Raw genomic sequence first — 25,085 nt, 5'->3', positions numbered from 1 at the left:
CCTCTTTCATCGAGTTACTGTTGGAAGTGGAAGTTGCCCATCATTCCCGCCTGATAGTGGCCCGGCAGGTTGCAGGCGAATTCGAGATTTTTGACTGGCTCGTTAAAAGTCCAGATCAACTCTCCAGTTTCTCCAGCTTCCAGTAACAGGCTGTTGGGATCATCATGCTGCATGCTGCGGCCATCACCCATGTCCATTTGCATGGCCTGCTGGTTGATCTGGCCGCCTTTAATGGCTCCGTGCTCAACCATCATTTGCATCATCTCCTGATGGCCTTCGTGCATGTCCGGGGTTCCCACAGAGAACTCATGCACCAGTTTGCCTTTGTTGGTCACTTGAAAACGGATGGTTTCACCAGCCTGGATGTCCAGATTCTCAACACCGTAGTAGTTGTCGTGCATCTCAATATCAATGCTGCGATCCACCTGCTCGGGCTGGCCGGGTTGTCCCATAGATTCTCTTTGTTGATCACCATGTCCGGGTGAAGCACTCACCACACTGGTGAAACTCCACAGAGCGAGGAAAAAACCTGCTGCCAAATAGGTACTTGTACCCTTAGCCTTCATTATTACACTCCTATCGTTTCTGTAGCGGTCTGGATTGACGCTGACAACTTTGCAGGAGCAAACTGAATCCTTTCTGAAAGGCTGCCGATATTCTTTTTCAGCAAGAATTCAGCAGGATGCCTGAAACTGGAAGGTCAAAAATCACGCAGGAGTAACGGGCAATGCGTTTATTACTGGCAGAAGATGATGCCTTGCTGGGTGAATCTCTTTGCAGTCAATTACAGCGAGCAGGCTATGCCGTGGACTGGACCGACCGGGCCGATCAGGCACTCACTCTGGGGCGTCAGGAGGATTACCGCCTGGCGATTCTGGATCTGGGGTTAAAGGAAGGCAGTGGGCTGGATACCCTGAAAGCCTGGCGCGCCGAACAGATCAAGCTACCCGTATTGATACTCACGGCCCGAGGTGACTGGCAGGACAAAGTCAACGGGCTTAAATCCGGGGCGGATGACTACCTTGCCAAACCCTTCCAGATGGAAGAATTACTGGCGCGTCTGGAGGCTTTGAGCCGACGCAGTGAAGGACGACTTCTGAGTAAGCTGGTTGTGGAAGGCTATGAGCTGGATGAAGAACGCCAGCAAATTATTACGCCTCAACAGGATACCCACCATTTAACGGGGACCGAGTTCAAATTGTTGCGCTGCCTGATGAGCAGGCCTCAGCGCATTTTCCCCAAGGAAGCCCTGATGGAGCAGCTTTACAGCCTGGATGACAATCCTTCCGAAAATATTATTGAAGCTTATATCCTGCGTTTACGAAAAATGCTGGGTAAAGAGGTTATCCTGACGCTTCGTGGCCAGGGGTATCGTTTCAATGCTTCGAATTAAACGTCCCACCTCAATAAGATCCACCCTCTTACTCCTCTTGCTGCCTTTTGCCACTTTCTTCATGCTTCTGGCCTGGAGCATCCACGGCATGCTCCTGGAACGCATGTCGCGGGATTTTGTCCAGCAACGTTTGATCGAAGAAGCTAATTTTCTGGAAGATACTCTTGTTGAGAATCAGTTGACCGACAACCCCCTGTACCGAACGGCTGACTATTTTGAGTCTGTGTTTCACCATGCCTTTGTTATCCACTCAAAAGAAAGAACACTGATCTCACCATCTCAGTGGCAACCGGCTTTTGAACCCTTATTGAACACTCAGGAAACTGGTTTTATTTCGCATACCGCCAGACTGCCCGGTTCAGAAAAACCTCTGCGCTTACTGGTATATCGTAGAGAAGTGCAAGTAAACAACCAGATCATTCTCCTGCTGGTAGCCGAAGATCTGACCCAAATAAAAGCGGATCAACGGCAGCTACACGTTTGGGCTGCCATCGTGGTTTTGGGACTGATGGCGATGCTGATTGCCACGATTTACGGAGCCGTCCTTTTATCCTTACGACCCACCAGCCAAATTCAGAAAGCCCTTTCACAATTGCAGAAAGGGGAAACAACACGTTTGCAATTGGCCCCGTCTCCCACCGAGTTCACCCCGCTAATCGACCAGTTGAATCTTCTGATAGAAACCCTTGAGCAGCGCCTTAAGCGTTCGCGGGAAGCCCTAGCCAACTTATCACATAGTGTCAAAACACCCTTATCAGCCGTTCAACAAATGCTTGAAGATCGCAGCTGCCCTTTGACGGAAGAACAGCGCCAGCTAATGGCTCTGCGCCTCAAAGACGTTCATCACCAATTGGAAAAAGAAATGCGTCGTAGTCATTTTGCCGGACCTCAAGCAGGTCTGAATGCAAAACCTGTGCGTCAGGTTCGTGATCTACTCTGGGTGCTGGGTAGGCTTTACCCTGATAAGCATTTTGAAATGGATATTTCAGTCGATATTGACCAAAGCTGGCCGGTAGAAGAGCAGGACATGAATGAGCTACTGGGCAACCTGCTGGATAATGCTGGCAAATGGGCCAAAAAACAGGCGCTAGTGAAACTTGCAGAAACAGATGAGGATCTGGAGATCCACGTTCAGGATGATGGCCCAGGTGTGGGCCCTAATAATTTACAGGAATTGGGTACCCGTGGACTGCGCCTGGATGAGCAAAAACCCGGCTACGGCTTGGGCCTGGCCATCACTCATGAGATCGTGGCCCGCTATGGAGGGCGTCTTGTATTCAGCAACAATCCCGGCCTGAAGGCCAGCATTTTTTTACCCAGAAAATTACGTTAACTTCAGTTTTAATTCAGCCTGGTCGCTTATTCTAATATTACTAGCGTTACAGCAGCTAGTTGGCAGTAAATAGCTCAGTGGTTGCCTGGCTCTTAGGAGCCAGGCTTTTTTTATCCACGATTACTGGTTATGCCGTGACCAGACATCCAACTGCTGATTGTCCAGATCAAAGCTCACCACCTCATAGGCATCCACACGACCGGTTTCCATACCGGGGGAGCCATGCGGCATTCCAGGTACGCTCAAACCGGAAATGGAAGGCGCTTCGCGCAGAAGACGCTGGATCTCATTGGCGGGCACATGACCTTCAATGATATAACCATCAATCACTGCGGTATGACAGGAAGCCAATTGATAAGGCAACCCCAACTCCTGCTTCTTACCATTCACGTTGGTCAGGTTGTGCACTTCAACACGTAGACCTGCCGCTTCCATCTCTTCGACCCAGGCAGCACAACAGCCGCAACTGGCACTCTTGTAAACCTGCATAACAGACTCGGCCCAGGTTGGAGTCGCCACCAGCAGTGCAGTAGCCAGGCTTAACATCCATTTTTTCATCGACATAGCTCTTTGACCTCAAATAAAAATTATTTACTAAACAAATATTTAATCAGCGCTGCAATCACCAGAATCGCAACCAGGAAGAACAACCAACCTCCTGGATGCATCCAGCCACCGGCGCCCATCCACTCACTCATATTCCAGCCATGCATAAAAATCTCCTCAGGCAGGAAAGCCTTTTCGATTAAAAGAACAAGCAGAGAGGTTAAAGAAGACGTGGAGGTGGCAGATCAGGTGTAACCTGTCCGCCTGGCAAAGGATAAAGGCCGGTCAAACCGGCCTGGTAAGCAAGCACGGCTTCTTCGCTGGGTAGATTCACCAGCAGCAGACAGCCTGAGCAGAAATCACATGAAGAGGAAGCCTGGCAGGAAGTAGCTTCCTGATGGCAGGGATCTGCCGCTGTGGCAGCCAAGAAATGCGACTCGGACCAATCGGCATCGGCCAGCTGCTCCAGTGTAGCTTCGGACATAACAGAAGAAGTCGACAAGGAGGCGGAGGCATTCGCCAGGGGCGTGACCAGCAGCATCCACACGAGCAGCAAGAGCAGCCCATAAGCGGGGAAAGTGAAAGCTGTCCGTTGTGTCCTGATCATGCCTGTTCCTCGTTACTGGAAATTAAGACCCTGCCGGGGGACTGGAGTTCCCCGAGCAAAGGGCAAAACTACCAGGGCAAAAGCTCACCATTGGAATGCCAGAAACTGCCGGAAGTCTCCAGTGTCAGTTCTTCCAGCCGCGCAGCCAAACCTGCCGCAGCCTCTTCAGGTGAAATCAGACCGCCAAAATTGACCATTCGGGTTTTAACGTAACCGGGGTGCAGAAGAGCAACACTGATCCCACGCGGCTGCAGATCTACGGCCAGGGATTTGCCAAAAGCATTCAAAGCAGCTTTGGAAGCACGGTAGCCATAGCGACCACCGGAATCATTGTCAGCTATGGAGCCCATGCGGCTGGTCACCAAACCGATTTTGCTGCCCTGATGTAAAAGCGGTAACAAGGCTTCGGTCACCCGCAAGGGACCATAGGCGTTGATTTCCATCTGGCGTGCCAGGGAGGCAAAATCCAGCTCACCCAGACGCTCATCGGCCAAAAGCCCGGCATTATTGATCAACAGATCAATGGCAGTGCCTTCCAACTCCCCGGCCAGACGCTTCACGTCCTCTTCCGCAGTAATATCCACACCCGTGATCACCCGGTTGGCCACTTCGTTCAGATCGGCAGAGGTTTCCCGGCAGACACCCACTAGCTGCCAGCCTGCTTGGGCATAATGACGGGCCAGGGCCAGGCCGATGCCTCGGTTGGCTCCGGTAATCACTGCAGTTAAAGGCATAAAAAACTCCTTAAGCGTAGATACTAAGAGGGATGCAGCAAGACACTATTTCATGCAAAAATAACATTTTCACTCCTTCAAGGGTACAGACAATGCTGCGTCTACTGCTTTCTTCCGGTTTGGCTCTACTGCTGACTAGCACAGGTCTGCTTCAGGCAGGTGAACTGCCTGAGCCCCAGGGCCGGGTACTGCTCAAGGTCACCGGTCCCTTGCAGGTCACCAACCAGGGAGAAGAAGCTCATTTCGATCGGGCCCTGCTGGAAAGTCTGGAGCAACAAACCACGCAAACGCTTACCCCCTGGACCGAAGAAGTCAATGACTACACCGGCCCCCTGGGTCGAGCCCTGGTGGAAACAGTGGGTGCAGAAGACGCCACCTGGATGACGGTCACGGCCTTGAATGGCTACCAGGCTCGCCTGCCAGTAGCGGATTTCATGGAGTATCCGGTCATCCTGGCCCTGAAAAAAAATGATCGCTATCTGCGCATTCGTGATCGTGGCCCGATTTTTATCATCTACCCCTTCGATGCTTACCCCCAACTGCATTCGGAAATGCATTACAACCGCTCCGTCTGGCAGGTTAAGGCCATCGAGTTTCACGAGTGAAAACACCGGCTTCGCTCTACCGTAATCCCGGCTTCTGGCTACTGCCGGTCATTGCTGGTGTCTTTCTGATTGCCAGTCTGGCCGTTCTTCTGACCTTGCATAATCGCCTGCAAGCGGTCTCCGATGCGGTGCGCGATGATGCCCTCTGGGCTGCCTACCAACTGGATCGGGAAAACCTGCGGTTCAACAGCCTCTTGAGCCAGTATCTCTACCAGCCAGAGGCCATTAGTGACCAGGAAGTTGAGTTGCGTTTCGAGATTCTCTACAGCCGCCTGAACATCCTACGCCAGGGGCAGTTTGCCCGGGTTTTTGGTGAGGAAGCCCAAACCCGCAACAAGACCCAAACGCTGATTCGTCTGATTGAAGAAATGGATTCGGTGTTTGCTACTGACCAGGCCTTCACCCCCCAGGGCAGCGAGAAACTCCTGCAACTGTCCGAGCAATTGCAAGCGGTCAGTGCCCGGCTATCCAGCAGCATGAAAGGCTATAGCACCCGCATTACCACCGAAGCCCGCCAATCCAAGCTGGAACTCTATCGCTACCTGGCCGGACTGGTTCTGCTGCTTTCCCTGAGCATGGGATTGATGATCGTGCTCCTGATCCACAAGATGCGTGAATCCTGGCAGGCCCAGCTACAGGCCCAGGAAATGGCCACCCAGCTGGAAATCACTGCCTCGCGGGCCGAAGAAGCCAGCCGTGCCAAATCAGATTTTCTGGCCACCATGAGCCATGAAATCCGCACCCCCATGAACGGGGTTCTAGGTATGACCGATCTTCTTCGGGAAACCCCTTTAAGCGCCGAGCAACAGACCTATGCTGATGCCGCTTTCAAAAGCGCCCACTCTCTGCTGACCCTGCTCAATGATCTGCTGGATATTTCCCGTCTGGAAGCAGGCCGCCTGGTACTGGATTATCAAAAAACCTACTTGAAGCCCTTGATTGAAGAAGTGGCCGGTTTTTTCAGTGCCGAGTTAAAACAAAAGCAGCTGGATTTTTACTGGAACCTGCATCCACAAGCCGAAGGTTGCTACAACACCGATGCCGGACGCCTCAGGCAAATCCTGTTCAACCTGATCGGCAATGCTCTGAAATTCACTGAAAAAGGCTACATCCGCCTGGATGTTGAGCCCAGAGGCGGCGAAATCCAGTTCACCGTTTCCGACACCGGCATGGGAATTGCGGAAGAAGCCCAATCCCGCCTCTTCGAAGTCTTCACCCAGGCCGATGCCAGTATCTCGCGCCGCTATGGCGGTACCGGACTGGGACTAACCATCTGCCAGAGAATTGTTGAACAACTGGGTGGAGAAATCGGTTTTCACAGCACCCCCGGCCAGGGGAGCTGTTTTTACTTCACCCTGCCTCTGGAAGAGGCCACCACGGATCAAGGAGCCTCTGATTAACGTAATGAGCGCCGGTTAGGGCTGAATTCATTCCTGATGAATTCCAGCACTTCCTACTTCCGTGTAGGTCGCCAGCGAAAATGAACGAAAAAGCGGAGTTTACAGCGAGTAAATGAGCAATTTGAGGTCAATTTCAACGCAGTATAATCAAGCGCAATAGTTGATCAGAGGTTTCTTAATTCCCGGCCCAGACCAAACCGCCAGCCAGCAACAGGGGATAGAGATGACACAAGAGAATATTCAGCCCCATAAAGGGCACCAGGGCCTTCAGGTCATCCGCCCTGAGAATCACCCCGCGCATCAACACCAAGGCCAGAGGCAGACTGATCAACCCCAGCAGGCTGGTAACCGCTAGCCACTGCTGCCAGACGGCCACAACCAAGACCAGATAGCTGACAGCCAAAAGACCGGAAAATATCCAGGCACTGACCCGGCGCCCCCAAAGAATAGGGTAGTTGCAGCGGCCCACCTGACGATCTGCTTCCACATCAGGAAACTGGTTGAGCAGCAACAGGTTACTGACCAGAAGAGCCGTAATCACCGCCAAGGACCAGCTACCGGCATCCAGCTGATCGCTAAACACCCAACTGGCGCCCAGGGTCATCAAAAGACCGAAACCGACGCCGGGCGCCAGCAGGCATAAAAGGGGAGAACGATTAATATGCTGGGTGTAGGCGTAGATGATGACCACACCGGGCAGTCCGATCCACAAGAGTTGCCACCCCTGGATCGCGATCAGACCCAAACCACCCAGAATCACTAGCGCCAGGGTAACCAGACCCACGACCAAAGCCTGCCAGGCCTGATCAGGATACTTAAGCAGGGTGCCGCTGCCCCCGCTGAAAGGCGTTTTTTCTGTCAGATAATCCAGACCGGAGCGAAAATCAAAATATTCATTCAAAGCATTTACACTGATATGGGCCGCCAGGGCCACCGCGAGCACCAGGGCCAGTTCCGGCCACACTAGCTGGCCAGTCATCAACCAGCCATAACTGGCAGCCAGGCAGATACAGACCAGCGTCAAGCTCAAAAAATTGGCACGCGCGACACCAAAATATAACTTCAACACGGTTAAACTCCTCTAATTAAAGAGGATTTTAACACCTTGACCTGTAAAAAGATTCAAGCGGCCAACCAGTAGGCCAGCCCTGTCTGTTTCAGAAAGGTTTCGGCTGCCTCACCTTGCAACAAAGCCAGACTGGCCACCAATCCGCTTTGCACACAGGTTGGTGCAGAGACGGTCACACTGCGCGGCGCTTTTTGCAAAGGCCAACCGGTTTTGGGATTGAGCAGATGACCATAGCGCTTGCCATCACAGACTAGATAGCGGCGACTATCCCCGGAAGTGGCCAGGCCACCTCGGGTCAGCTCAAGCAGAGACGCTGCCTGGTTCTCAACGGCAGTGGATTCAATCCCCACTCGCCAGGGAGCCTGCTCGGAAGGCGGCGCATTGGCGGCCAGATCACCGCCCAGATTAACCAGCAAACCCGGCAGGCTTGCAGATTGAGCTGATCCAAGCGCTGCCTGCAAGGCCTGAAGGGCCAAACCCAGCGCCCGATCGGCAGCGTACTCCTTGCCCAGACCCCCCAAATCAAGCTCCATCCCCGAGGGCAGAAAGAGACGCCCGCCCAGGCTGTCCGTACGGCTTTCCCAGCCGACCTGGTCCCAACCGATGCGAGGCAGGAGCGCAGCGACGGCATCCGGGTCAGGCAGGCGATCACTGCCATCAAAAGACCACACCCGACGCAGAATACCGGAGGTAATATCAAAGAGCCCGCCGGATAACTGCCAGGCCTGATCAGCAAAATCCAGCAGGCGGGTAGTTTCTGCATCCACCTCCTGCCACTGACCCGCTTGTTGATGCAGGCGGGCAAAAAAATTATCCGGCCGGTAACGACTGTAAGTCGCTTCGATTCGCCAGACTTCCTCAGCTGCGATACGAGCCAATTTTTCGGCCAGGGACTGCTGTTCCCTTGGCAAAGCCAGAAGAATTTCACAGGGACTGGCCATGGCATCAAATCGGGCGAGAAAAAGGCTTCCCTGCCAACTCACCTTCACTTGCCTTGTCCGCATTAAAATTTATATCCCAGTATCCACATGACGGCCGTGGTATCGGGTAGATCGTCACCGCTGGCCGGGGTGGTCGAGGAGCTGAAGTCATCGGTGGTCTGCTGGTACAGCGACAGGCGGGTATAGGCCTCCTGCCCCTCGGTCACCTGATAACCATAGCGAACCCCCAGCGTCCAGGCATCAAAATCGCCCAAACGATAGTCGGCGGTCACCTCGTCCAGTCCCCCATTGACCTGGGAGGTCAGCGCGTAGGGTTGGTAGAAATCCACAGCGGACTGGGTGTACCAGCGTAGTTGGGGTTCCAGATAATGGCGTCCGAGATCCCAGCGGTATTTGAATTCCAGGGTGTGTGAATTCAGACCCCAGTCATCAAACTGATAGCGGTAGCTTAAATCAGCCACATCCCCGGAGCCCAGCTGGTATTTCACCTGACCGAAAAGTGCCTGCTTGATGCGTGAATCCGGGCGCTGTTCGTAGCGGTATCCCTGGGTTGTGCCCCCGGGCTGATCCAGCACACTGACCACCTTGTAGGGGTCGTTCAAATAGCCATCTGCCCGATTCAGGCTGTAGTTGAACTGCATCAGAGTACGCCGGTTGATGACCTGGGTGACCCCAAACAGCAAATCCGTGACCAGCTTGTCATCCTCACTACCGGAACGACTGGCGGCAAAATCACTGTTAAAGCTGCCACTACCAGGCACGGCCATGCTGCTCAGTCCCACCGGCAATCCACCTTCGGGACTGATGCTATCCAGGGAAAGGCCGCCAGCGAGGGTCAGGGTGGTGTTCTTTTGATTGAGATAGCGCGACAGGCTGGCATTGGTGCCGGTGGACAGATAGTCGTGCTCACTGGAGAAATGCCCACCCACCGAATATGTCCAGTCACGATTGATCGGCGCGCTCCAGTCGGCCGAGGCCGCCACCCGCGTATCCCGAAAGGTATCATCCAGTGGCAATTCTCCGGCATCGGTGGTGTAGCTGCCCTTGCCGGAAGGCCGCGTGAAGGTTTGCGGCTGATTACTGGGCAGAGCCCCATTGGGTGAAGCCCCGGTCAGGGTATCCAGTACCAGTTTGAGATTCAGTTGAGTTTCACTGTCAAAATTACGCGTGGCACTGATCACCGGTTCAGCCGCCTGCACCCGGCTATCGCTTTCCGAATAAACCAGAACAGCGGCATCCACATCCCAGTTTTCCAGCTCTCCGGCCTGGGCCTGATTGGGCAAGCCCTGCAAAAGCGCACAGCCCAGGGCTGCCAGGGTGGTGCCCAGCGGCAGGGATTTTTTATCCAAATCGTTACTCATGCTTGCTCTCCCTCTGACCTAGTTGCATCCGCAACCGCCGCCGCCAAAGCTGCGACCGCCACTGCTGCCTTCTTTACTGAAATAGATATGATCATCCAGCCCCATTTCCACCGGCTCACTGATCAGCTGCATTTTATCGGCAGCCAGCAGGTCTCTTTCCCAGGGTTTAACACCCCAGGAGGAGCAGCCACTGATGAGCAGACCGATCAGCAGCAGCAAGACTATTCTTTGCAATTTCATCATGATGTCCCCTTGTCCTGAGGAGTAAAAACGGTTTATTCAGCCAAAAGTTGCTGAATACTGGCTTCATAGGTTTCCACCCGGCTGGCATGAAAGCCGGTATGGCTAGCCCTCAGGCGACCCTGGCGATCCAGCAGATAGCTGGAGGGCATGCCAATCAGTCCATAGGCTTCGGGCAAGCGGGCCTGGTCATCGTGTAAAACCGTAAAGGCAGCAGGCAGTTGGTCCAGAAAACGCCGGGCTTCATCCAGGTTCTGATCCAGATTAACCCCGACGATGCGCAGGCCCTGATCGGCATACTGGGCCTGCATACGATTCATCCAGGGAAAGGATTCCCGGCAAGGGCCACACCAGGAAGCCCAGAAGTCCACCAAAACGACTTCACCTTCCAGGTCCTGCATGGACAGCTGGCCTTCTTCCTGCATCAGGGGTAATTTCAGGTCGCGCAGTGGGGCCGTTTCTGACTCCTGCGCGGGGATAAGTTCAGCTGCTTCTGCGCGACTGGCAAAATCCACGGCTGTCACGCCCAACATCAGGGCTACTGCTGCAAACCAGCGACTCAAACGGTGGGTGGGTTGGCTCATCATTGCTACATCTCCTGTGGAAGTCTTAAGGCCATGTCAGCATCCTCGCAGCGGCAACTTAAGGCTTTCTTAAGTGAGCGTTAAGCGAGCCTTAATCTTTGCCAGGCAGGCTGGCTGCATGATCATCAAGGAGATCTAGCCATGCCCATTAAAAAAATCTTGTTCCTTCTGCTGTTGTTGGCCAGTGCCAACCTTCAGGCCGAAGAACCGGAATTTCTGCCCGTGGATGAGGCCTTTCAGCCTGCTATCCAACTGGTGGACAGCGAAAACCCGCGTGTTGAAACCCATTGGCAAATTGCCGAGGGCTATTATTTGTACCGCTCGCGGATCAGCGTCACGGCTGCGGGTCAGCCTCAGGAAATCCAGTTTCTGACCGAGTCGGAAACCAAGGACGACCCCAACTTCGGCCGGGTCGAAGTTTTTCACGACCAGGCTGGTTTAAGCTTTACTCCCACGGTGACAGCCTTCTCCGGGCTGCAGGTGCAAGTCCGTTACCAGGGCTGTGCCGAGAAGGGGCTGTGTTATCCCCCCCAGACCCGCACCTACACTCTTGATTGGCCGGGCCAGGCCCAGCAGGCTGATAACTCTGAAACAGCTGAAGCGGCAGCCACGCCTTCGGATTCATCCACGGAAACCGCCGATGGTCTGGCCGGTCTGTTGGCCACCTCCAGCAGCGCCTGGATACTGGGTACTTTTTTTGTTCTCGGCCTGGGGCTGACCTTTACTCCCTGTGTGCTGCCCATGCTCCCCATCCTGGCCGGAGCCATTGCCGGTCAAGGTGAAAACATCAGTGCTCGCAAGGGGCTGACCCTGTCTCTAGCTTACGTTCTGGGGATGGCCTCCACCTATACCCTGGCCGGTGTCCTGGTCGGTTATTTCGGGGCCAGTATGAATCTTCAGGCAGCCATGCAGAACCCTTTAGCCTTGAGTATTTTTGCCGGGATTTTTGTCCTGCTTTCCCTATCCATGTTCGGTTTCTATGAACTCCAGCTACCGGCCTTCCTCCGAGATCGCCTGAATGCAATCGGCCAGCAACCGGGTGAAGAACCCCAATCGGGAAGCGGCCGCTACCTGGGTCTGGCTCTTTTGGGGTTGATTTCTGCACTGGTCGTCTCGCCTTGTGTTTCCGCGCCTTTGGCAGGAGCACTGATTTACATCAGCACCACGGGGGATGCCCTACTCGGTGGTGCCGCCCTTTTTGCCCTGAGCCTGGGTATGGGGGTTCCCCTGCTACTGGTGGGGGCCGGTGGTGGCCGCTTCCTGCCCAAGGCCGGGACCTGGATGCTGGCGGTCAAGAATTTCTTTGGCGTGGCCCTACTGGCCCTGGCCATCAGTCTTCTGGGCCGTTTTCTTCCGGCTCAAGTTAGTCTTCTGCTCTGGGGTGCCCTGGGCCTGGTTTACGCGACCCATTTGGGTAGCCTGCCGGAAATTACCAGTGGCTGGCAGAAAACCCGCAGAGGTCTGGCTGCACTCCTGGCGGTCTATTCCCTGGCCCTGTTGATCGCGGGTCTGGCCGGACAAACCGATCCTCTTCAGCCGCTGGCTGGCCTGACCGGACCGGCAACCTCGGCAAGCAGTCGCCAGGAAGAAGCGCCTCTGTTCACACGTATCGAAAGCCCGGCAGAGCTACAAACAGCGATTAATTCAGCGCAGCAGGCGGGTTTACCCGTGGTGTTGGATTTTTACGCCGACTGGTGCGCGACCTGCTTGGTGATGGAAAAAGAAGTCTTCAGTCACATGAGTTCGGCGGAATTTTCCGGTCGGATTCGCTTCCTGCAACTGGATGTCACCCCTAATCGTGATGAACACACGGAGCTGATGCAGCAGTGGGGTTTGTTTGGACCTCCGGCCATCCTCTATTTCCAACCGGAGGGTAACGAAGTTCGCTCCCTGCGCACTGTGGGCGAATTGAGCCTTGAGGAATTCCGCCAGCGCCTGCAAACTCTTGCTTCTGCACCGGACGCTGTCCGCTGAGGGGAAACTGCCATGCGCCTACTCTTGATCGAAGATGATGCCTCCCTGGCCGGAGGCATACGTACCGCCCTGAAACCGGAAGGCTACACTGTAGACTGGCTGGCAGATGGCCAGCAGGCCCTCTACGGGCTGGAAAATGAAATCTTTGATCTGGTGCTGCTGGATTTGGGGCTACCGGGGCTGGATGGTTTATCCCTGCTAAAAAAAATCCGCGCCAGCGGCAAGGATCTTCCCGTGCTGATTCTCACCGCTCGGGATGCCGTCGAAGACAGAATCACCGGGCTGGATGCCGGTGCCGATGACTACCTGATCAAACCCTTTGATATCACCGAACTCAAAGCCCGGGTCAGAGCACTACTCAGGCGCAGTGCCGGTCGTGCCCAGACCGGCATTCAACTGGGGGCGCTAGACGTCAATCCACAAACCCAGCAAGTCTTTTTTCGCCAACAAGCGGTCACCCTGACTCGACGCGAATTTGCGCTTTTGCATGAATTGATCAATCACCCCGGCCATGTGTTTACCCGCGACCACCTCCAGCAGCTGCTTTATGGCTGGGATGATGACGTGGAAAGCAATGCCCTTGAGGTTCATGTTCACCACCTGCGCAAAAAAATCTGTCCCGGTCTGATCAAGACAGTGCGCGGGGTCGGCTATCTGCTTAACAAGGAGGCCGTGGCGTGAAGACCTCCTCGATTCGCATCCGAACCCTCAGTTGGGTGCTGCTTGTCTTCGTCCTGGCCAGTGGGCTTTTAGCCTGGTCCAGTTTTCATGATGCCGCCCATGAAGTGGAAGAACTTTATGATGCCCATCTGGCCCAGCAGGCCCGATTGATCAGCAGCCTTTTAACCGGGATGGAAGCCACCTCCCTGACCCAGGTGGCCAAGTTGCGCCTTCTTAACACCATGGAGCAAACAACGCTGCAAGCCGGAGACAACAAAGGCCACAAGTATGAGAGCAAGGTGGTTTTCCAAGTCTGGCAAAGGGACCAACTGCTGCTGCGCTCACGCAATGCCCCGGCAGGGCGTTTAAGTCAGGAAGGCGAAGGCTATTCCAATACCCAGTTGGGTAACCATCTGTGGCGGGTTTTTGCCCTGAGTCTCGCCGAGACCGGGCACACCATCCTGATTGCGGAAAGAGATGATGTCCGCGGTGAGCTGGTGGACAAGATTGCCTTGAGGACCCTGTTGCCCGATATTCTGGGAACTCCGTTTCTGCTGCTGTTGATCTGGTGGGCGGTAGGCCGGGGCCTCAAACCCTTGCATCAACTGGCCCAGCTTCTGCACGAACGCGACCCTCAATCACTGGAACCCCTGCAACTTAAGCCCCTGCCCCGGGAGCTGGAAACCATACAAAAGGCCATCAACCTGCTCATGCAACAGTTGCGTGAACTTTTGGCCCGAGAAAAACGCTTTATTGCCGATGCTGCACATGAACTGAGAACCCCCTTGTCTGTCCTCAGTCTGCATACCCAGAATGCGCTGCATGCCCAAACTTCAGCCGAGCAGCAGGACTCCCTGCAAGCTCTGGAGACAGGCATTGCCCGAACCACCCGCATCATCTCGCAATTATTGACCCTGGCTCGCCTGGAACCGGAAAGCGGCGATCATAAAAGCTGGCAGGACCCCTTGCCAATCAGCCGCCAGGTACTGGCCGATCTGGCCCCCTTGGCCTGGAAGGAAGGCATTGAGTTGCAACTGGTGGATGACCTGCCAGCCAGAGGGCAGCTGCTGCTGGAAACCGGCAGCCTGGAAATTCTGCTGCAAAATCTGATCAGCAATAGCATCAAACAGGCACCTGAGGATAGTGAGATCACCCTCCGCTGGCAGCTTCAGGGCGGGGAATTACTGCTGGAGGTGATTGATGCTGGTCCCGGTGTCGCCGATGAAGACAAGCCTCGTCTGTGGGAACGTTTTTACCGCAAGGGGCAGTACACCGGATCAGGACTGGGGATGGCGATCGTGGCTCGCATCGCCGCCCGACACCAGGCACGTCTGGTATTGACCGATACGCCTGGCGGCGGCCTGACTGTCCAGCTCTTTTGGCCAGAGAAGGGCTTTCACCAAGTGGAAGAGAAAACCGTCATTCCCAGCGGGCGGCCTCTTTCTGAGGATAAAAGCTGATATCACGACCATCGGCGCACAGCTGTACCACTTTTTTGGGACGGCCATCTTCCGCCAATTCCACCCAGCCCAAACCAGCGGCATTGAGCAGGCGTTCGCCGGAATCAGCCTGTTCCGGTTTACGGGGGATAATCTTCATTCGCCGCCGTTTGGTTAACCAGTTAAGTGGTGAACGAGGTGCATAAAGCCAGCGATTGAGGCGATCGAACCAATCCAGCAGACGGCGGGGAAATTCGTTTTTAATCCCGCTGCTGGTGATCTGGAAAATATCCGGCCCCCGCTCCCGACCTCGAAGTTCAATGTCATAAACAAACGAGTAGTGAACATCGCCGGAAAGGATGACGAAGTTTTGCGGGGTGCGGGGATGACGGAAGAGATTCATCAGGGCATAGGCAGAACCGGGATGGGCCATCCAGTTTTCGGCATCCACCATCAATGGCTGACCAGCCCAGGTAAACAGCCTTTGCACGCCTTCAATCAGCTTGACCCCGAACATGGGCGCCGGAGATACCAGCACCACGGCCTGATGCTCAAGCAATTCATGCTGCAGATCGGTCAGGGCTTCCCAGTCCATCAGCCCTGAAGGCTTGTCCGGTGAAATTTCTGAGCGCCAGCGATGAGTTCGGGTATCCATAACCAGCAGCGGGGGTTGGGTGTCCCACTGATAATGCCACTTCGGAAAACGTAACAACTGGTGGGCCAGCTCATCATGCCGCTCGCCGCCCGGCTGCCGGACTACACCGGCGATCTCTTCCCCTAGCTCCTCGGGAAAGTTTTCCGGTGCATTGCCCCAACCCTGGCAAATCCAATACCCCAAAAGGGCATTGCCCAGAATGCGGCGGGAAAAAGCCTGGCCATAGGCAGCTTCTTCCCAGGCAGCGGTCAGGTTCCAGTCATCGGTAATATCATGGTCATCAAAAATCATGGCCACCGGCAGATGGGCCAAAACCCGGCGAACCCGGTTAAGGCCCTGGGTAAAGCCACGCAAGGCTTGCTGTTCCTGGGCATAGAGAGCAGCCTGCTCACTGCTTAATTCCGGGGGGCACTGAGCGGAATCCAGGCTGGTCAGGCCCTTCCAGCCAGCCGGTGACCAGACCAGCAGATACATGCCCAGGACTTCACCCAGGGTAATCAGGTGGTTGTGGGCATGGTCCGCAGTAAAAATGGGTTTATGCACCCCGCCAAACACCTGGGATAGTGCCTGGCGTCCGGCTCGGGTCTTGGGCAAGAGGTCTTCGCGGTGGTAATAGTGGGGTTGCTGCTGGTGCAGTAGCTGGGAAGACGTGATTTCCGCTTCGGGCAGCTTTTCTTCCGGCAGTTCCAGTTGTGCCAGAAGTTCGTGAATCGCGGCCAAGAGAGGGCCGGCCACATCATCGGCATAAATCTGATCGCCACTCATCATCAGGAGCGAAGGCCAGTCCTCAGGTGGAGTTTCTTCGAGTAGCCGATCGGCGCGCCAGAGGCCATCACCACTGTCATGATGAGGTTTGCGGCAGGAACCGTGCAAGAGGTTGTTCAGGCGTGGTTGCACCACAAACCCGGGCCACTCCTGACCGGGATAGACCAGATCCTCGGCCCAATCCTGCCAGGCAAGGCCATTGACTCTCAGATCATAATCAATGCGCTCCCCCTGTGGCAGGGGCGAGGACAGCGGCAGATCCACCAGGTAAAAGTAAAGCCGCTCTCCAGCCTGGATAACTCGCGTGGCTTTTTGCAGTTGCTCGGTGGAATAAACCTGGGGTTCCTGGCTGGCGGGATAGAGGCTCAGGCTAAGCTCCAGTGGTTGCGAAGCCGCCAGCCAAAAAGTCATACGCCCGGCGGTAATCCGCCGCAGCAGAGGCCCGGCCAAGACTCTTTCCAGTGTTTCCTGCTGATCAGTCACTGCTGCCTGCATACTTGTCCACCTTTAACTTGCAACTTGCTTCAAAACCCTCGTAACGTCCGCTGGCGGGCGAGCGTAAAATCAGTTTTTCACCGAGGCCTTCCAAGAGGGCTGAAACCAAAGCCAGGCCCAAGCCGGCACCCTGAACCTCTACTCTACAACGGACAAAGGGTTGATGTAAGCGCTCCAGTTCAGCCTGATCCACAGGCGGACCCGCGTTGATCACCTTCAACCAGCCTTGCTGATCCAGCTGCAGCTGGATTCTTTGATCGGCCGGGGAATACTTGAAAGCATTTTCCAGCAGATTACCGACCACCAGGGCCAGAGCATCCGGGTCCATCAGAGTCATCACGGGTTGTTCCGGGTACTGCCAATCCAGACGCTGCTGATCCTGCTCCGGCAATTCATTCACTAGCCAGCGAAGCCAGGGGAGCAGATCATAGGCGTCTTCCACCAGCAAGCCGCCACCTTCGGCCAGCGCCAACTGAAATAGCTTATCCGTCAGCTGGCTTAAACGCTTCAAGCTGGTTTCCACCTTGCGACTGGCTTCTTGTTGATCGGGTTGCTGCAACTGCTGCTGCAGCAACTGCAGTTGAGCCAGGGCCGTTGCCAAGGGCGTACGCAGTTCGTGGGCTGCATTACCGGTAAAGCGCCTTTCAGCCTGAAGCGCTCTGTCCAGTCGAGCCAACAGATGATTGAAGCCCTGCCCGAGGGGTTGGATTTCCGCTGGCAGTTCTTGGGTTTGCAGCGGTGTCAGTTGACCGGGTGACAGGGATTCGACCTGACCCAGAAAATTTTTAACCGGCTTCAAGGCCTGCCTGACCGCCAGAAAACTGCTACCCAAACTCAAAGGAAGCAGCAACCCCAAGGGAGCCAGCAAAACCAGCAGGAAGCGAACCAGAAACTCACGGCGTTGAGAAAGGGGCTCCGCTATCTGGATAAAATAGTGATCACTGACTGCAGCAGCGGTATAAATGCGATAACCCGCTTGCTGGCTGAAACCCAGCCGGGGCTGCACGGGAAATCTATCCACCTGGGCGGTATGAGAAGCCAGAAGCGTCTCGCCATCAGGGTTGATTACCCGATAAGTAAGGTATTCGTCATGCTCATTCAAGGCAGGCAGGGATTGACCATTAACCTGCTGATCCCGGTTGAATATTTCCTGAATTGCCAGGGGCAGCAAACGCTCGCCGGTTTCCTGGAGCGCACTGTCATACATCTGGTTGAATTGCTGATACACCAGGCTGGCAGCCAGCCCGACCATCAGCAGCCAAAGTAAAGTCAGCCCCCAGCCGAGTCGCCATAGCAGCAGTGATTGCAGACTCACTCGCTTGCGCATGCTTTTTTCATCCTGTAGCCCAGGCCCCGGCAGGTTTCCAACCAACTCTTGCCCAGTTTTTTGCGCAGCCGACTGATATAAACCTCCAGGGTATTGCTTTCTATTTCCGCACCAAAGGCATAGAGACTATCTTCCAGTTGGGAGCGGGTCAGCAACTGACCGGGATGACGCAAAAAGACATCCAAAAGCGCCCATTCGCGTGAGGTCAGCTTGATCTCTTCGCCTTCTCGAGTCACCCGGCGAGCCGACAAATCGATGGCCAGGTCATCCAGCCGCAGCTGTGAACTGGCAGCGCCGGAGGCCCGCCGACAGACGGCCTGGATGCGCGCATCCAATTCCTGCAGATCAAAGGGTTTAACCAGATAATCATCTGCCCCGGCTTGCAGTCCGGCGATGCGTTCTGTCACCCGACCGCTGGCAGTCAGAATGATCACAGCCAGATCCTGGCCCCGGGCTCTCATTTTTTCCAGCCAATCCAGTCCCGAACCATCGGGTAAACGCAGGTCCAGTAGCAACAGTTCATAAGCAGTCGCACTCAGACAAAGATCTGCCGTATGCAGGTCTGCGGCCAGATCCACCGCCTGCCCCTGGTGCTCAAGATGGCTGGCAACCACCTCGGCCAGCTCTTGATTGTCTTCAACCAATAAAATACGCATGCTTGTCCCCGGTCATGGCTAGTCTGTTCATACTAGAGTTAAAAACTGACAACCAACTGAAAAGATCTTTAAGTTTTTTGACAGCTGCTTGGGTTAGACTCTTAAATGCCAGAATAACCCCAAGACAACAAAGGATGCTTTTGGATGTCCGCTTCTATTAAAGCCTTTCTGGACGAACTGCTTTTTTACTCCGGCCAGTTTGCTCTCTTTTATATCGTGATGCGTCTTTCTGCATCAGGCCCAATCTTTCTACTCGATACGGGCCATCTGCTACTGGTGATTACGCTGTTGATTCAAAGTGGCTGGCTGGCGGCTCAGGGCCAAAAACCCTGGGTTCGAATTGTCGGCAGCTTTCTGGTACCCGTGGTTTACAGCCTTTCGGAAATCGGTGAAGGCCTGGATTATTTCTTTAATGCCGCACACATGGGGTTCTGGATTTATGCGGCGGTATCCGCTGCGTTGCAATTGCAACTGATCCGCAGAAAAAAACAGGGGCGCAAGCAGCATCTGAGCGAACTCCTGCTGGTGGGCGTCACCATCAGTATCTTCTTGTTCCTGTATTTTTACTTTGATATTGCCAAGGAAGGTTTACCGGAAGAAGAACTGACGCTGGTGGGGATTTTTGCCCATCTGCCCGGTTTTTTACAGGACCCCACCCACCTTTACATCATTTTCGGCGGTCTGGTTCTGGCGCTGGTATTGGGTTTGGGACGGATGGAGGTAACCCGCCTCAAGGATCGCCTCAATACCCTTTTCGGGGTCTATGTCGACACCAGCATCCGTGATCGCATCCTCTCCGGCAAAGCCGTGGAATCGGAAACCGCAGAACTATGCATTCTCTTTGCCGACCTGCGTAACTTCACGAGTTTGAGTGAAAATCACAATGCCGAAGCGATCACCCGCATGCTCAATCGCTATTTTGAATTCTGGGACCAGGCAGTCCGTCGGGAAGGCGGGGTGATCGACAAGTTTATCGGTGATGCAGTCATGGTGATTTTCGGTTTGCGCCAGCAGGAACACCCCTGTGAAGCGGCAGTCAGCTGTGTGCATCAACTGCTTGAAGACTGGCCACGTTTTCAGAACTCCCTGGCCGAAGAAGGCCTGCCGGTTCCCGAGGTCTTTGGTGCTGGCTGCCATTTTGGCCGGGTGATTATCGGTAATGTGGGCAGTCGTGCTCGCCGCAGCTATACCGTCATCGGTGACGATGTTAACCAGGCCGCCCGCCTGGAATCCGCCTGCAAAAGTCAGCAACAGCAAATGATTATTTCCGACCGGGTTTACCAGCAACTCCCCCGGCACAAACAGGAGCCCTTTACCTCCCTGGGTTGGCTGGAGGTCAAGGGCAAGGCCCGCAGCATCCAAGCCTGGGGGGTTCGGGCCGAACACCACTAACAGCACCACGTTTTTCAGCAGCTTTAAGCCTGACGTCAGAAATCTCTGCAACCCTAATGCCTGTTTATTTTCAGGAGACAGGCATTATGTTTTTGTTGGCAAGATCGACCCCTTGGCTGCTTGTTTTTATCGGATTACAGCTGTTTTTCTGGGCAGGCTTATCCCCGGACCCGGCTCAGACACACTTCAGTTTTGATTCCCTGTTTTTTTTCAGCGGCTATCTGGCCATCAACAGCCTTTCCCTGGCCATGTTTCTGGCTTCGCGGCCTGCCTGGCTGGAACCCTGGCTGGGTGGTCTGGATCATCTATACCGGCTGCATCGCCGACTGGGGATTATTGCCGCCCTGACCGCGGTGGGTCACTGGCTGCTGGAAGAAGCCGATTCCACGCTGAAACATCTTTTAGGCCGCAGCTCACTGCAGGAGCCTGACTGGTCCGGCTGGTTGGAGAACCTTCAGGAAGCGGCAGAAGAATTCGGAGAAATCGGCTTTTACCTTCTGATTCTTCTGGTGGCAATCAGTTTTCTGCGTTTCTTTCCCTACCGTTACTGGCGTTATCTGCACCTGGGTTTTCCGGTGATCTACCTGCTCCTGGCCTGGCACAGCCTGCTGTTAACACCACTTGAATGGTGGCAGCAACCGCTAGGATGGTTGGAAGGAGGGTTGCTGCTGGTGGGCAGTTTATCGGCTTTACTGCTGCTAACCGGCCGAGCAGGCCGAAGGAAAAAGGTGAAGGGGCAAATCGAAGAGGTGGTGCGACTGGATGCCCGCCACCTCAAGGTTCGCCTGCGCCTGGATAAGGAGCTGCAGGGCTATCAACCCGGCCAATTTGCCCGAATCACTTTTAACCGCCTGGAAGGTGCCCACCCTTTCACGCTAGTTCCAGAGGGTACTTCGAACAATCACTTCAGTCTCTATATCAAAACCCTGGGTGATTACACTCGTCAGCTGCACCAGCATTTGCATTCCGGTCAAGGACTCGAGCTGGAAGGCCCTTACGGGCGTTTTTTACCACTGAAAAACAACTCGGCCAGAGCGCAAATATGGGTAGCCGGGGGCGTAGGTATCACCCCTTTTCTGGCTTGCCTGCAAGCTCGCAAAAACCAGCCGGGACCGGCAGTCAGCCTTCACTATGCCACCCCCAATGCAGCAACCGACCCTCTGGTTGACTGCCTGAATGGGCTGGCTGGCGAACAGCAGAATTTTACCTGGCAACTCCATGACAGCAGTCAGGGGCAACGGCTAACCGCCGATCGCTTGGCACTGCAACACCAGCGGGCCGATCTCTGGTATTGCGGGCCTGCATCCCTGGGCCAGGTACTGCAAACCCAAGCCGGTCAAGCGGCCCGATCGCTACGCTTTTACCAGGAAGCCTTCCGCTTTCGTTAAGGAACTGCGGGATTGGATTATTTTTATCACCGGGTACTTTATTCAGCTGAGTGTCAGCCTGCAAAACTAGACTGATCAGTGTCTGGAAAAACCAGCCAATACGAGGAGAAAGAAAATGAAAATGCTGAACAAATCTGCCCTGCTAATCTTGGCCGCCCTGCTTTCCAGCCCCCTGCTGGCCGACGATGATGATTGCTATGATCCCGTGGACAGCTGGCAACCCAAGGAGCAGCTGCAAGCCCAGCTGGAAGCCAAAGGCTGGCAGGTTGAACGCATCCGGGTTGATGATGGCTGCTATGAAGCCGAGGGCCGGGATACGCTGGGCAACTATTTTGAAGCCAAGTATGCACCAGCTTCCCTACAAATCCGGGAGCTGGAAATCCGTTTCACGGGTGAGGGGGCTGCAGAAGACTATCTGGATCAGTAAGCATCCTTAAGAAGATGACGCCAAAGTAACCACAGATTAGACTGGCCGCTTAACAGGAGGAATCCACATGAAATCCGGTTATCGCGGCTGGCGTCGTCTTCTGCAAGCCACCCGTTTTTCCTGGCAGGGTCTGCGCGCTGGTTGGAACAGTGAAGCAGCCATTCGCCAGGAAATACTGACCCTGGCCCTTTTACTGCCTTTGGCTCTGGCTCTGCCGGTTACTGCCTTGGAAAAGGCGCTGCTAATCAGTGTCAGTCTTTTGGTACTTGTGGTCGAGCTACTCAATTCGGCCATTGAAGCTCTGGTCGATCGCGTGGGTTCGGACTATCACCCCTTAAGCGGCAAGGCCAAGGATCTGGGCTCGGCAGCAGTGCTGGTGGCCCTGGTATTGGCGGCCAGTGTCTGGGTTCTGATCCTCTGGCCTTTGGTCTCAGACCACTTCAATTAAACAGCCGGAAAGGTTAATCTGGCCTGCCCGAGATCTTCAGGGTCCGCGCCCGTTAATGTCAGTTCGAGGAACTTCATGCCTGCCTTTACCCCGGAATTACCCACCAAACTGCCTCGGGTGGGAACCACGATTTTTTCCACCATGACCCAGTTGGCCCAGGAACATCAGGCCATCAATCTGTCCCAGGGGTTTCCGGATTATGATGGCCCTCAGGAATTGCTCGATCGGGTCGGCTTTTACATTCGCGAAGGGGCCAATCAATATGCCCCCATGACCGGGGTTCCTTTTCTGCGCCGCAGTCTGGCCGACAAGTTGGCTCGCTGTTATGGCCGCACTGCTGACCCGGAAACCGAAATCACCGTAACCTCCGGAGCTACCGAGGCCCTTTATGCCGCCCTAGCGGCCAGCATCCGGCCCGGTGATGAAGTCATCGTGTTCGATCCCGCCTATGACAGCTATGATCCGGCAATCGAACTCAATGGCGGCAAGGCCATTCACCTGCCCCTTTTGCCCCCGGATTTTCGTATCGATTGGGATGCCGTAGCTGCCGCCGTGACCCCCAAAACGCGCATGTTGATCATCAACTCCCCCCACAACCCAACCGGTCAGGTGTTGCACGAAGAAGACATTACTGCCCTGCAACAGCTGGTGGCGGGTACCGACCTGCTCTTGCTGGCCGATGAAGTCTATGAGCACATGGTGTTTGATGATCACGAGCATTTAAGTTTCAACCGTTACCCGGAGCTGGCGGCACGCAGCTTTATTGTTTCCTCCTTTGGCAAGACCTATCATGTCACTGGCTGGAAAGTGGGCTATGCTGTGGCTCCAGCCAGCCTGATGGCGGAATTTCGCAAGGTGCATCAATACCTGACCTTCAGTACACCGCCTGCTTTGCAGCTGGCACTGGGCGATTATCTGCATCAACATCCGCAAGCCGATGAACAGCTGCCGCGCTTTTATCAACAAAAGCGTGATTATTTTAATCAGCTGATGCAGCCCAGCAGTTTTATTTTCACCCCTTCAGCGGGGACCTATTTTCAGTTAATGGATTTTGCCGCTATCAGTCAGCAGGCAGATACGGACTTTGTTCTGGATCTGATTCGTCAGGCCCAGGTGGCTGCCATCCCGTTATCGGTCTTTTATCAGCAACCACCGGAAAACCTGCACTGGGTACGTTTTTGTTTTGCCAAGGAAGAAACCACCCTCAGGCGAGCGGCCGATCAGCTCAAACAGCTCTAGCAGCAAGGCCGAGCCCTTTCAGCTAGAGTAGTGATAAAGGAACTTTTGGAGGTTAACCCCTTGTTGCGCCAGCGGTTCGTGCAAAGCATCTTGTCTCCCTGGATACTTCTGCTTCCCCTGCCTTTTTGGGCCGGGGTTGTGGGACTGATCCATTTAAACAGCCACCAGCTGATTGAAGACGCTGGCTATGAGCTGGCCCGGCAGCGAGGAGAAGTCGCTTTTACGCTGGTTCAGACAATGCGCCACTGGAACACCCAGCATGGTGGTGTTTATGTTCCCCTCACCGAAGAAACCCCGGAAAACCCCTATCTGGAAGTTCCCGAGAAAAATATCACCACACCTTCAGGCGTGCAGCTAACCACCCTCAACCCGGCCTATATGACCCGCCAACTGGCGGAACTCATGCAAGGCAGTGATTTGGAAATCCACCTCACCAGTCTGCGCCTGATGAACCGGAACAATGAGCCGGATGCCTGGGAAAGGCAAGCGCTGCAAACCCTGCAAGAGACTGATCTCAAGGAATATGTTGAAGTTGAGGGTGACCGCTTTCGTTACATGGCCCCGCTTTATATTACCGAAGGCTGCATGCAGTGCCATGAACAGCTCGGTTATCAAGTCGGCGAGCAAAGAGGGGGACTCAGTGTTTCTTTTCCGAGCAGCTATATAGATCCGGTCACTGAACAGCTGCATCAGGAAAGTCTCTTCAACCATCTGCTTGCCTGGTTGCTACTCACACTGACCGGCAGTCTGGCGCTCTTTGGTCTGGGTCGCCTGCTTCGCAGTCTGCAACAGGAACGCAATGATCGTGAGGAGCTGATCACCGAACGTACAGCCAGCCTTAACGAAGAAATTGCCCGCAGTCGCCAGTCGGAAAACCAGCTTAACTACCTGGCGCACCACGATGAGCTGACGGGTGCCAAAAATCGTCGTTGGATACTCAACCATTTAGATCGCTTGCTAACAGAACAACAAGTCTTTGAACTGGCCGTTCTATTACTGGATATTGACCATTTCAAGGAGGTTAATGACAGCTTTGGCCACAATATCGGGGATGAAGTGCTCAAGGATTTTGTTGAGGTACTCCAGAGCACCCTGAGAGGCGAGGATTATCTAGGTCGTTATGGCGGCGAGGAATTCCTGATTATTCTACCTCATGCCAACCGTGATATTGCTGCACGAGTCGGCCAGAGGGTATGTGAAACAGTGGCTGCGGCCAGCTATTCCTCCCGATCGCTGAAGATTACCACCAGCATCGGCATTGCCCTGACAGCAGCTTCGGATCAGACCTCAGAAGATTTGATCAATCGTGCTGATGAGGCCCTTTACCAGGCCAAGGCAGCAGGGCGCAACCACTCGGTGATCATTTAATTTGAAATGAAAAGCTGCCCCCTAGGGGCAGCTCTAACC

At 54.7% G+C, this 25,085-nt stretch carries 26 protein-coding genes; 13 read left to right on the top strand and 13 right to left on the bottom strand.

What is annotated here, in order from left to right; genetic code table 11:
* Nucleotides 1-14 precede the first annotated feature (14 nt).
* On the bottom strand, nt 15-566 hold the full coding sequence (locus DFK18_RS07710; RefSeq protein ID WP_245944352.1) for a cupredoxin domain-containing protein: 552 nt from the start codon (nt 564-566) through the stop codon (nt 15-17).
* Nucleotides 567-727: 161 nt separating this feature from the next.
* Between DFK18_RS07710 and DFK18_RS07705 the strand changes: the two genes are divergently transcribed.
* Nucleotides 728-1,393, top strand: coding sequence for a response regulator transcription factor (locus DFK18_RS07705; RefSeq protein WP_114417678.1), 666 nt, complete (start codon nt 728-730; stop codon nt 1,391-1,393).
* Complete coding sequence (locus DFK18_RS07700) at nt 1,380-2,726, top strand: ATP-binding protein (RefSeq protein ID WP_114417677.1); 1,347 nt, start codon at nt 1,380-1,382, stop codon at nt 2,724-2,726. The genes DFK18_RS07705 and DFK18_RS07700 overlap by 14 nt, the downstream gene beginning before the upstream one ends.
* A gap of 120 nt (nt 2,727-2,846) precedes the next feature.
* On the opposite strand, the gene DFK18_RS07695 is transcribed toward DFK18_RS07700, so the two are convergent.
* The 4 genes from DFK18_RS07695 to DFK18_RS07685 all read right to left on the bottom strand — a co-directional run bounded on the left by DFK18_RS07695 (nt 2,847) and on the right by DFK18_RS07685 (nt 4,613).
* The gene (locus DFK18_RS07695) at nt 2,847-3,290 is read right to left on the bottom strand and encodes a DUF411 domain-containing protein (protein ID WP_342769748.1); all 444 of its coding nucleotides are present in this window, start codon (nt 3,288-3,290) and stop codon (nt 2,847-2,849) included.
* Between the two features lie 23 nt (nt 3,291-3,313).
* Nucleotides 3,314-3,439 (bottom strand): hypothetical protein, encoded by a 126-nt coding sequence (locus DFK18_RS14745; protein ID WP_281269767.1) that lies wholly within the window; start codon nt 3,437-3,439, stop codon nt 3,314-3,316.
* Nucleotides 3,440-3,492: 53 nt separating this feature from the next.
* Nucleotides 3,493-3,879, bottom strand: a complete 387-nt coding sequence (locus tag DFK18_RS07690) for a hypothetical protein (protein WP_114417675.1) — start codon at nt 3,877-3,879, stop codon at nt 3,493-3,495.
* A 68-nt stretch (nt 3,880-3,947) separates the two neighbouring features.
* On the bottom strand, nt 3,948-4,613 hold the full coding sequence (locus DFK18_RS07685; protein WP_114417674.1) for an SDR family oxidoreductase: 666 nt from the start codon (nt 4,611-4,613) through the stop codon (nt 3,948-3,950).
* Nucleotides 4,614-4,705: 92 nt separating this feature from the next.
* Between DFK18_RS07685 and DFK18_RS07680 the strand changes: the two genes are divergently transcribed.
* Together DFK18_RS07680 and DFK18_RS07675 are read left to right on the top strand one after the other, a co-directional pair.
* Entirely contained in the window at nt 4,706-5,218 is a 513-nt protein-coding gene (locus tag DFK18_RS07680) for a putative pterin-binding protein (RefSeq protein ID WP_114417673.1), read from the top strand.
* The gene (locus tag DFK18_RS07675; protein ID WP_114417672.1) at nt 5,215-6,618 is read left to right on the top strand and encodes an ATP-binding protein; all 1,404 of its coding nucleotides are present in this window, start codon (nt 5,215-5,217) and stop codon (nt 6,616-6,618) included. The genes DFK18_RS07680 and DFK18_RS07675 overlap by 4 nt, the downstream gene beginning before the upstream one ends.
* 175 nt (nt 6,619-6,793) lie before the next feature.
* On the opposite strand, the gene DFK18_RS07670 is transcribed toward DFK18_RS07675, so the two are convergent.
* From DFK18_RS07670 to DFK18_RS07650, 5 genes are read right to left on the bottom strand one after another with little or no spacing between them, the layout of a single operon-like run.
* Complete coding sequence (locus tag DFK18_RS07670) at nt 6,794-7,687, bottom strand: prenyltransferase (protein WP_114417671.1); 894 nt, start codon at nt 7,685-7,687, stop codon at nt 6,794-6,796.
* Between the two features lie 53 nt (nt 7,688-7,740).
* Nucleotides 7,741-8,691 (bottom strand): FAD:protein FMN transferase, encoded by a 951-nt coding sequence (locus tag DFK18_RS07665; RefSeq protein WP_114417670.1) that lies wholly within the window; start codon nt 8,689-8,691, stop codon nt 7,741-7,743.
* Entirely contained in the window at nt 8,691-9,989 is a 1,299-nt protein-coding gene (locus DFK18_RS07660) for a DUF3570 domain-containing protein (RefSeq protein WP_114417669.1), read from the bottom strand. Before DFK18_RS07660 ends, DFK18_RS07665 begins: the two co-directional genes overlap by 1 nt.
* A gap of 18 nt (nt 9,990-10,007) precedes the next feature.
* A complete protein-coding gene (locus DFK18_RS07655) occupies nt 10,008-10,232 on the bottom strand; it encodes a DUF4266 domain-containing protein (RefSeq protein WP_114417668.1) in 225 nt (74 codons plus the stop codon).
* 32 nt (nt 10,233-10,264) lie between these two features.
* A complete protein-coding gene (locus tag DFK18_RS07650) occupies nt 10,265-10,816 on the bottom strand; it encodes a TlpA disulfide reductase family protein (RefSeq protein ID WP_114417667.1) in 552 nt (183 codons plus the stop codon).
* A gap of 138 nt (nt 10,817-10,954) precedes the next feature.
* Here DFK18_RS07650 and dsbD point away from each other — a divergent pair, with 138 nt between their 5' ends.
* From dsbD to DFK18_RS07635, 3 genes are read left to right on the top strand one after another with little or no spacing between them, the layout of a single operon-like run.
* Nucleotides 10,955-12,787 (top strand): protein-disulfide reductase DsbD, encoded by a 1,833-nt coding sequence (dsbD, locus tag DFK18_RS07645; RefSeq protein ID WP_114417666.1) that lies wholly within the window; start codon nt 10,955-10,957, stop codon nt 12,785-12,787.
* Nucleotides 12,788-12,799: 12 nt separating this feature from the next.
* Nucleotides 12,800-13,468, top strand: a complete 669-nt coding sequence (locus DFK18_RS07640; protein ID WP_114417665.1) for a response regulator — start codon at nt 12,800-12,802, stop codon at nt 13,466-13,468.
* Nucleotides 13,465-14,907, top strand: coding sequence for an ATP-binding protein (locus DFK18_RS07635; RefSeq protein WP_114417664.1), 1,443 nt, complete (start codon nt 13,465-13,467; stop codon nt 14,905-14,907). Before DFK18_RS07640 ends, DFK18_RS07635 begins: the two co-directional genes overlap by 4 nt.
* Here DFK18_RS07635 and DFK18_RS07630 read toward each other — a convergent pair.
* From DFK18_RS07630 to DFK18_RS07620, 3 genes are read right to left on the bottom strand one after another with little or no spacing between them, the layout of a single operon-like run.
* Nucleotides 14,867-16,801 carry an alkaline phosphatase D family protein gene (locus tag DFK18_RS07630; protein WP_114417663.1) on the bottom strand — a complete coding sequence of 645 codons (1,935 nt, stop codon included), beginning with the start codon at nt 16,799-16,801 and terminating at the stop codon, nt 14,867-14,869. The two genes, DFK18_RS07635 and DFK18_RS07630, sit on opposite strands and share 41 nt — an antisense overlap.
* Nucleotides 16,782-18,128, bottom strand: coding sequence for a sensor histidine kinase (locus tag DFK18_RS07625; protein ID WP_114417662.1), 1,347 nt, complete (start codon nt 18,126-18,128; stop codon nt 16,782-16,784). Before DFK18_RS07625 ends, DFK18_RS07630 begins: the two co-directional genes overlap by 20 nt.
* A complete protein-coding gene (locus DFK18_RS07620) occupies nt 18,113-18,784 on the bottom strand; it encodes a response regulator transcription factor (protein ID WP_114417661.1) in 672 nt (223 codons plus the stop codon). The genes DFK18_RS07625 and DFK18_RS07620 overlap by 16 nt, the downstream gene beginning before the upstream one ends.
* Nucleotides 18,785-18,928: 144 nt before the next feature.
* On the opposite strand from DFK18_RS07620, the gene DFK18_RS07615 reads away from it, so the two are divergent.
* The 6 genes from DFK18_RS07615 (at nt 18,929) to DFK18_RS07590 (ending at nt 25,046) form a co-directional block, all read left to right on the top strand.
* Entirely contained in the window at nt 18,929-20,176 is a 1,248-nt protein-coding gene (locus DFK18_RS07615) for an adenylate/guanylate cyclase domain-containing protein (RefSeq protein WP_114417660.1), read from the top strand.
* A gap of 86 nt (nt 20,177-20,262) precedes the next feature.
* Nucleotides 20,263-21,564 (top strand): ferredoxin reductase family protein, encoded by a 1,302-nt coding sequence (locus tag DFK18_RS07610; RefSeq protein ID WP_162299728.1) that lies wholly within the window; start codon nt 20,263-20,265, stop codon nt 21,562-21,564.
* A 115-nt stretch (nt 21,565-21,679) separates the two neighbouring features.
* Entirely contained in the window at nt 21,680-21,991 is a 312-nt protein-coding gene (locus tag DFK18_RS07605; protein WP_114417658.1) for a PepSY domain-containing protein, read from the top strand.
* A 67-nt stretch (nt 21,992-22,058) separates the two neighbouring features.
* Nucleotides 22,059-22,439 carry a diacylglycerol kinase gene (locus DFK18_RS07600; protein WP_114417657.1) on the top strand — a complete coding sequence of 127 codons (381 nt, stop codon included), beginning with the start codon at nt 22,059-22,061 and terminating at the stop codon, nt 22,437-22,439.
* Between the two features lie 75 nt (nt 22,440-22,514).
* On the top strand, nt 22,515-23,678 hold the full coding sequence (locus tag DFK18_RS07595; RefSeq protein ID WP_114417656.1) for a methionine aminotransferase: 1,164 nt from the start codon (nt 22,515-22,517) through the stop codon (nt 23,676-23,678).
* 60 nt (nt 23,679-23,738) lie between these two features.
* Nucleotides 23,739-25,046: a diguanylate cyclase gene (locus tag DFK18_RS07590; protein WP_162299727.1), complete on the top strand. Its 1,308-nt coding sequence runs from the start codon at nt 23,739-23,741 to the stop codon at nt 25,044-25,046.
* Nucleotides 25,047-25,085 lie beyond the last annotated feature (39 nt).

It is taken from the genome of Marinospirillum perlucidum, from assembly GCF_003336805.1.
Lineage (GTDB): Bacteria > Pseudomonadota > Gammaproteobacteria > Pseudomonadales > Halomonadaceae > Marinospirillum > Marinospirillum perlucidum.
The sequence above is the reverse complement of the archived record's forward strand: the minus strand, read 5'-3'. Positions and strand labels throughout refer to the sequence as shown.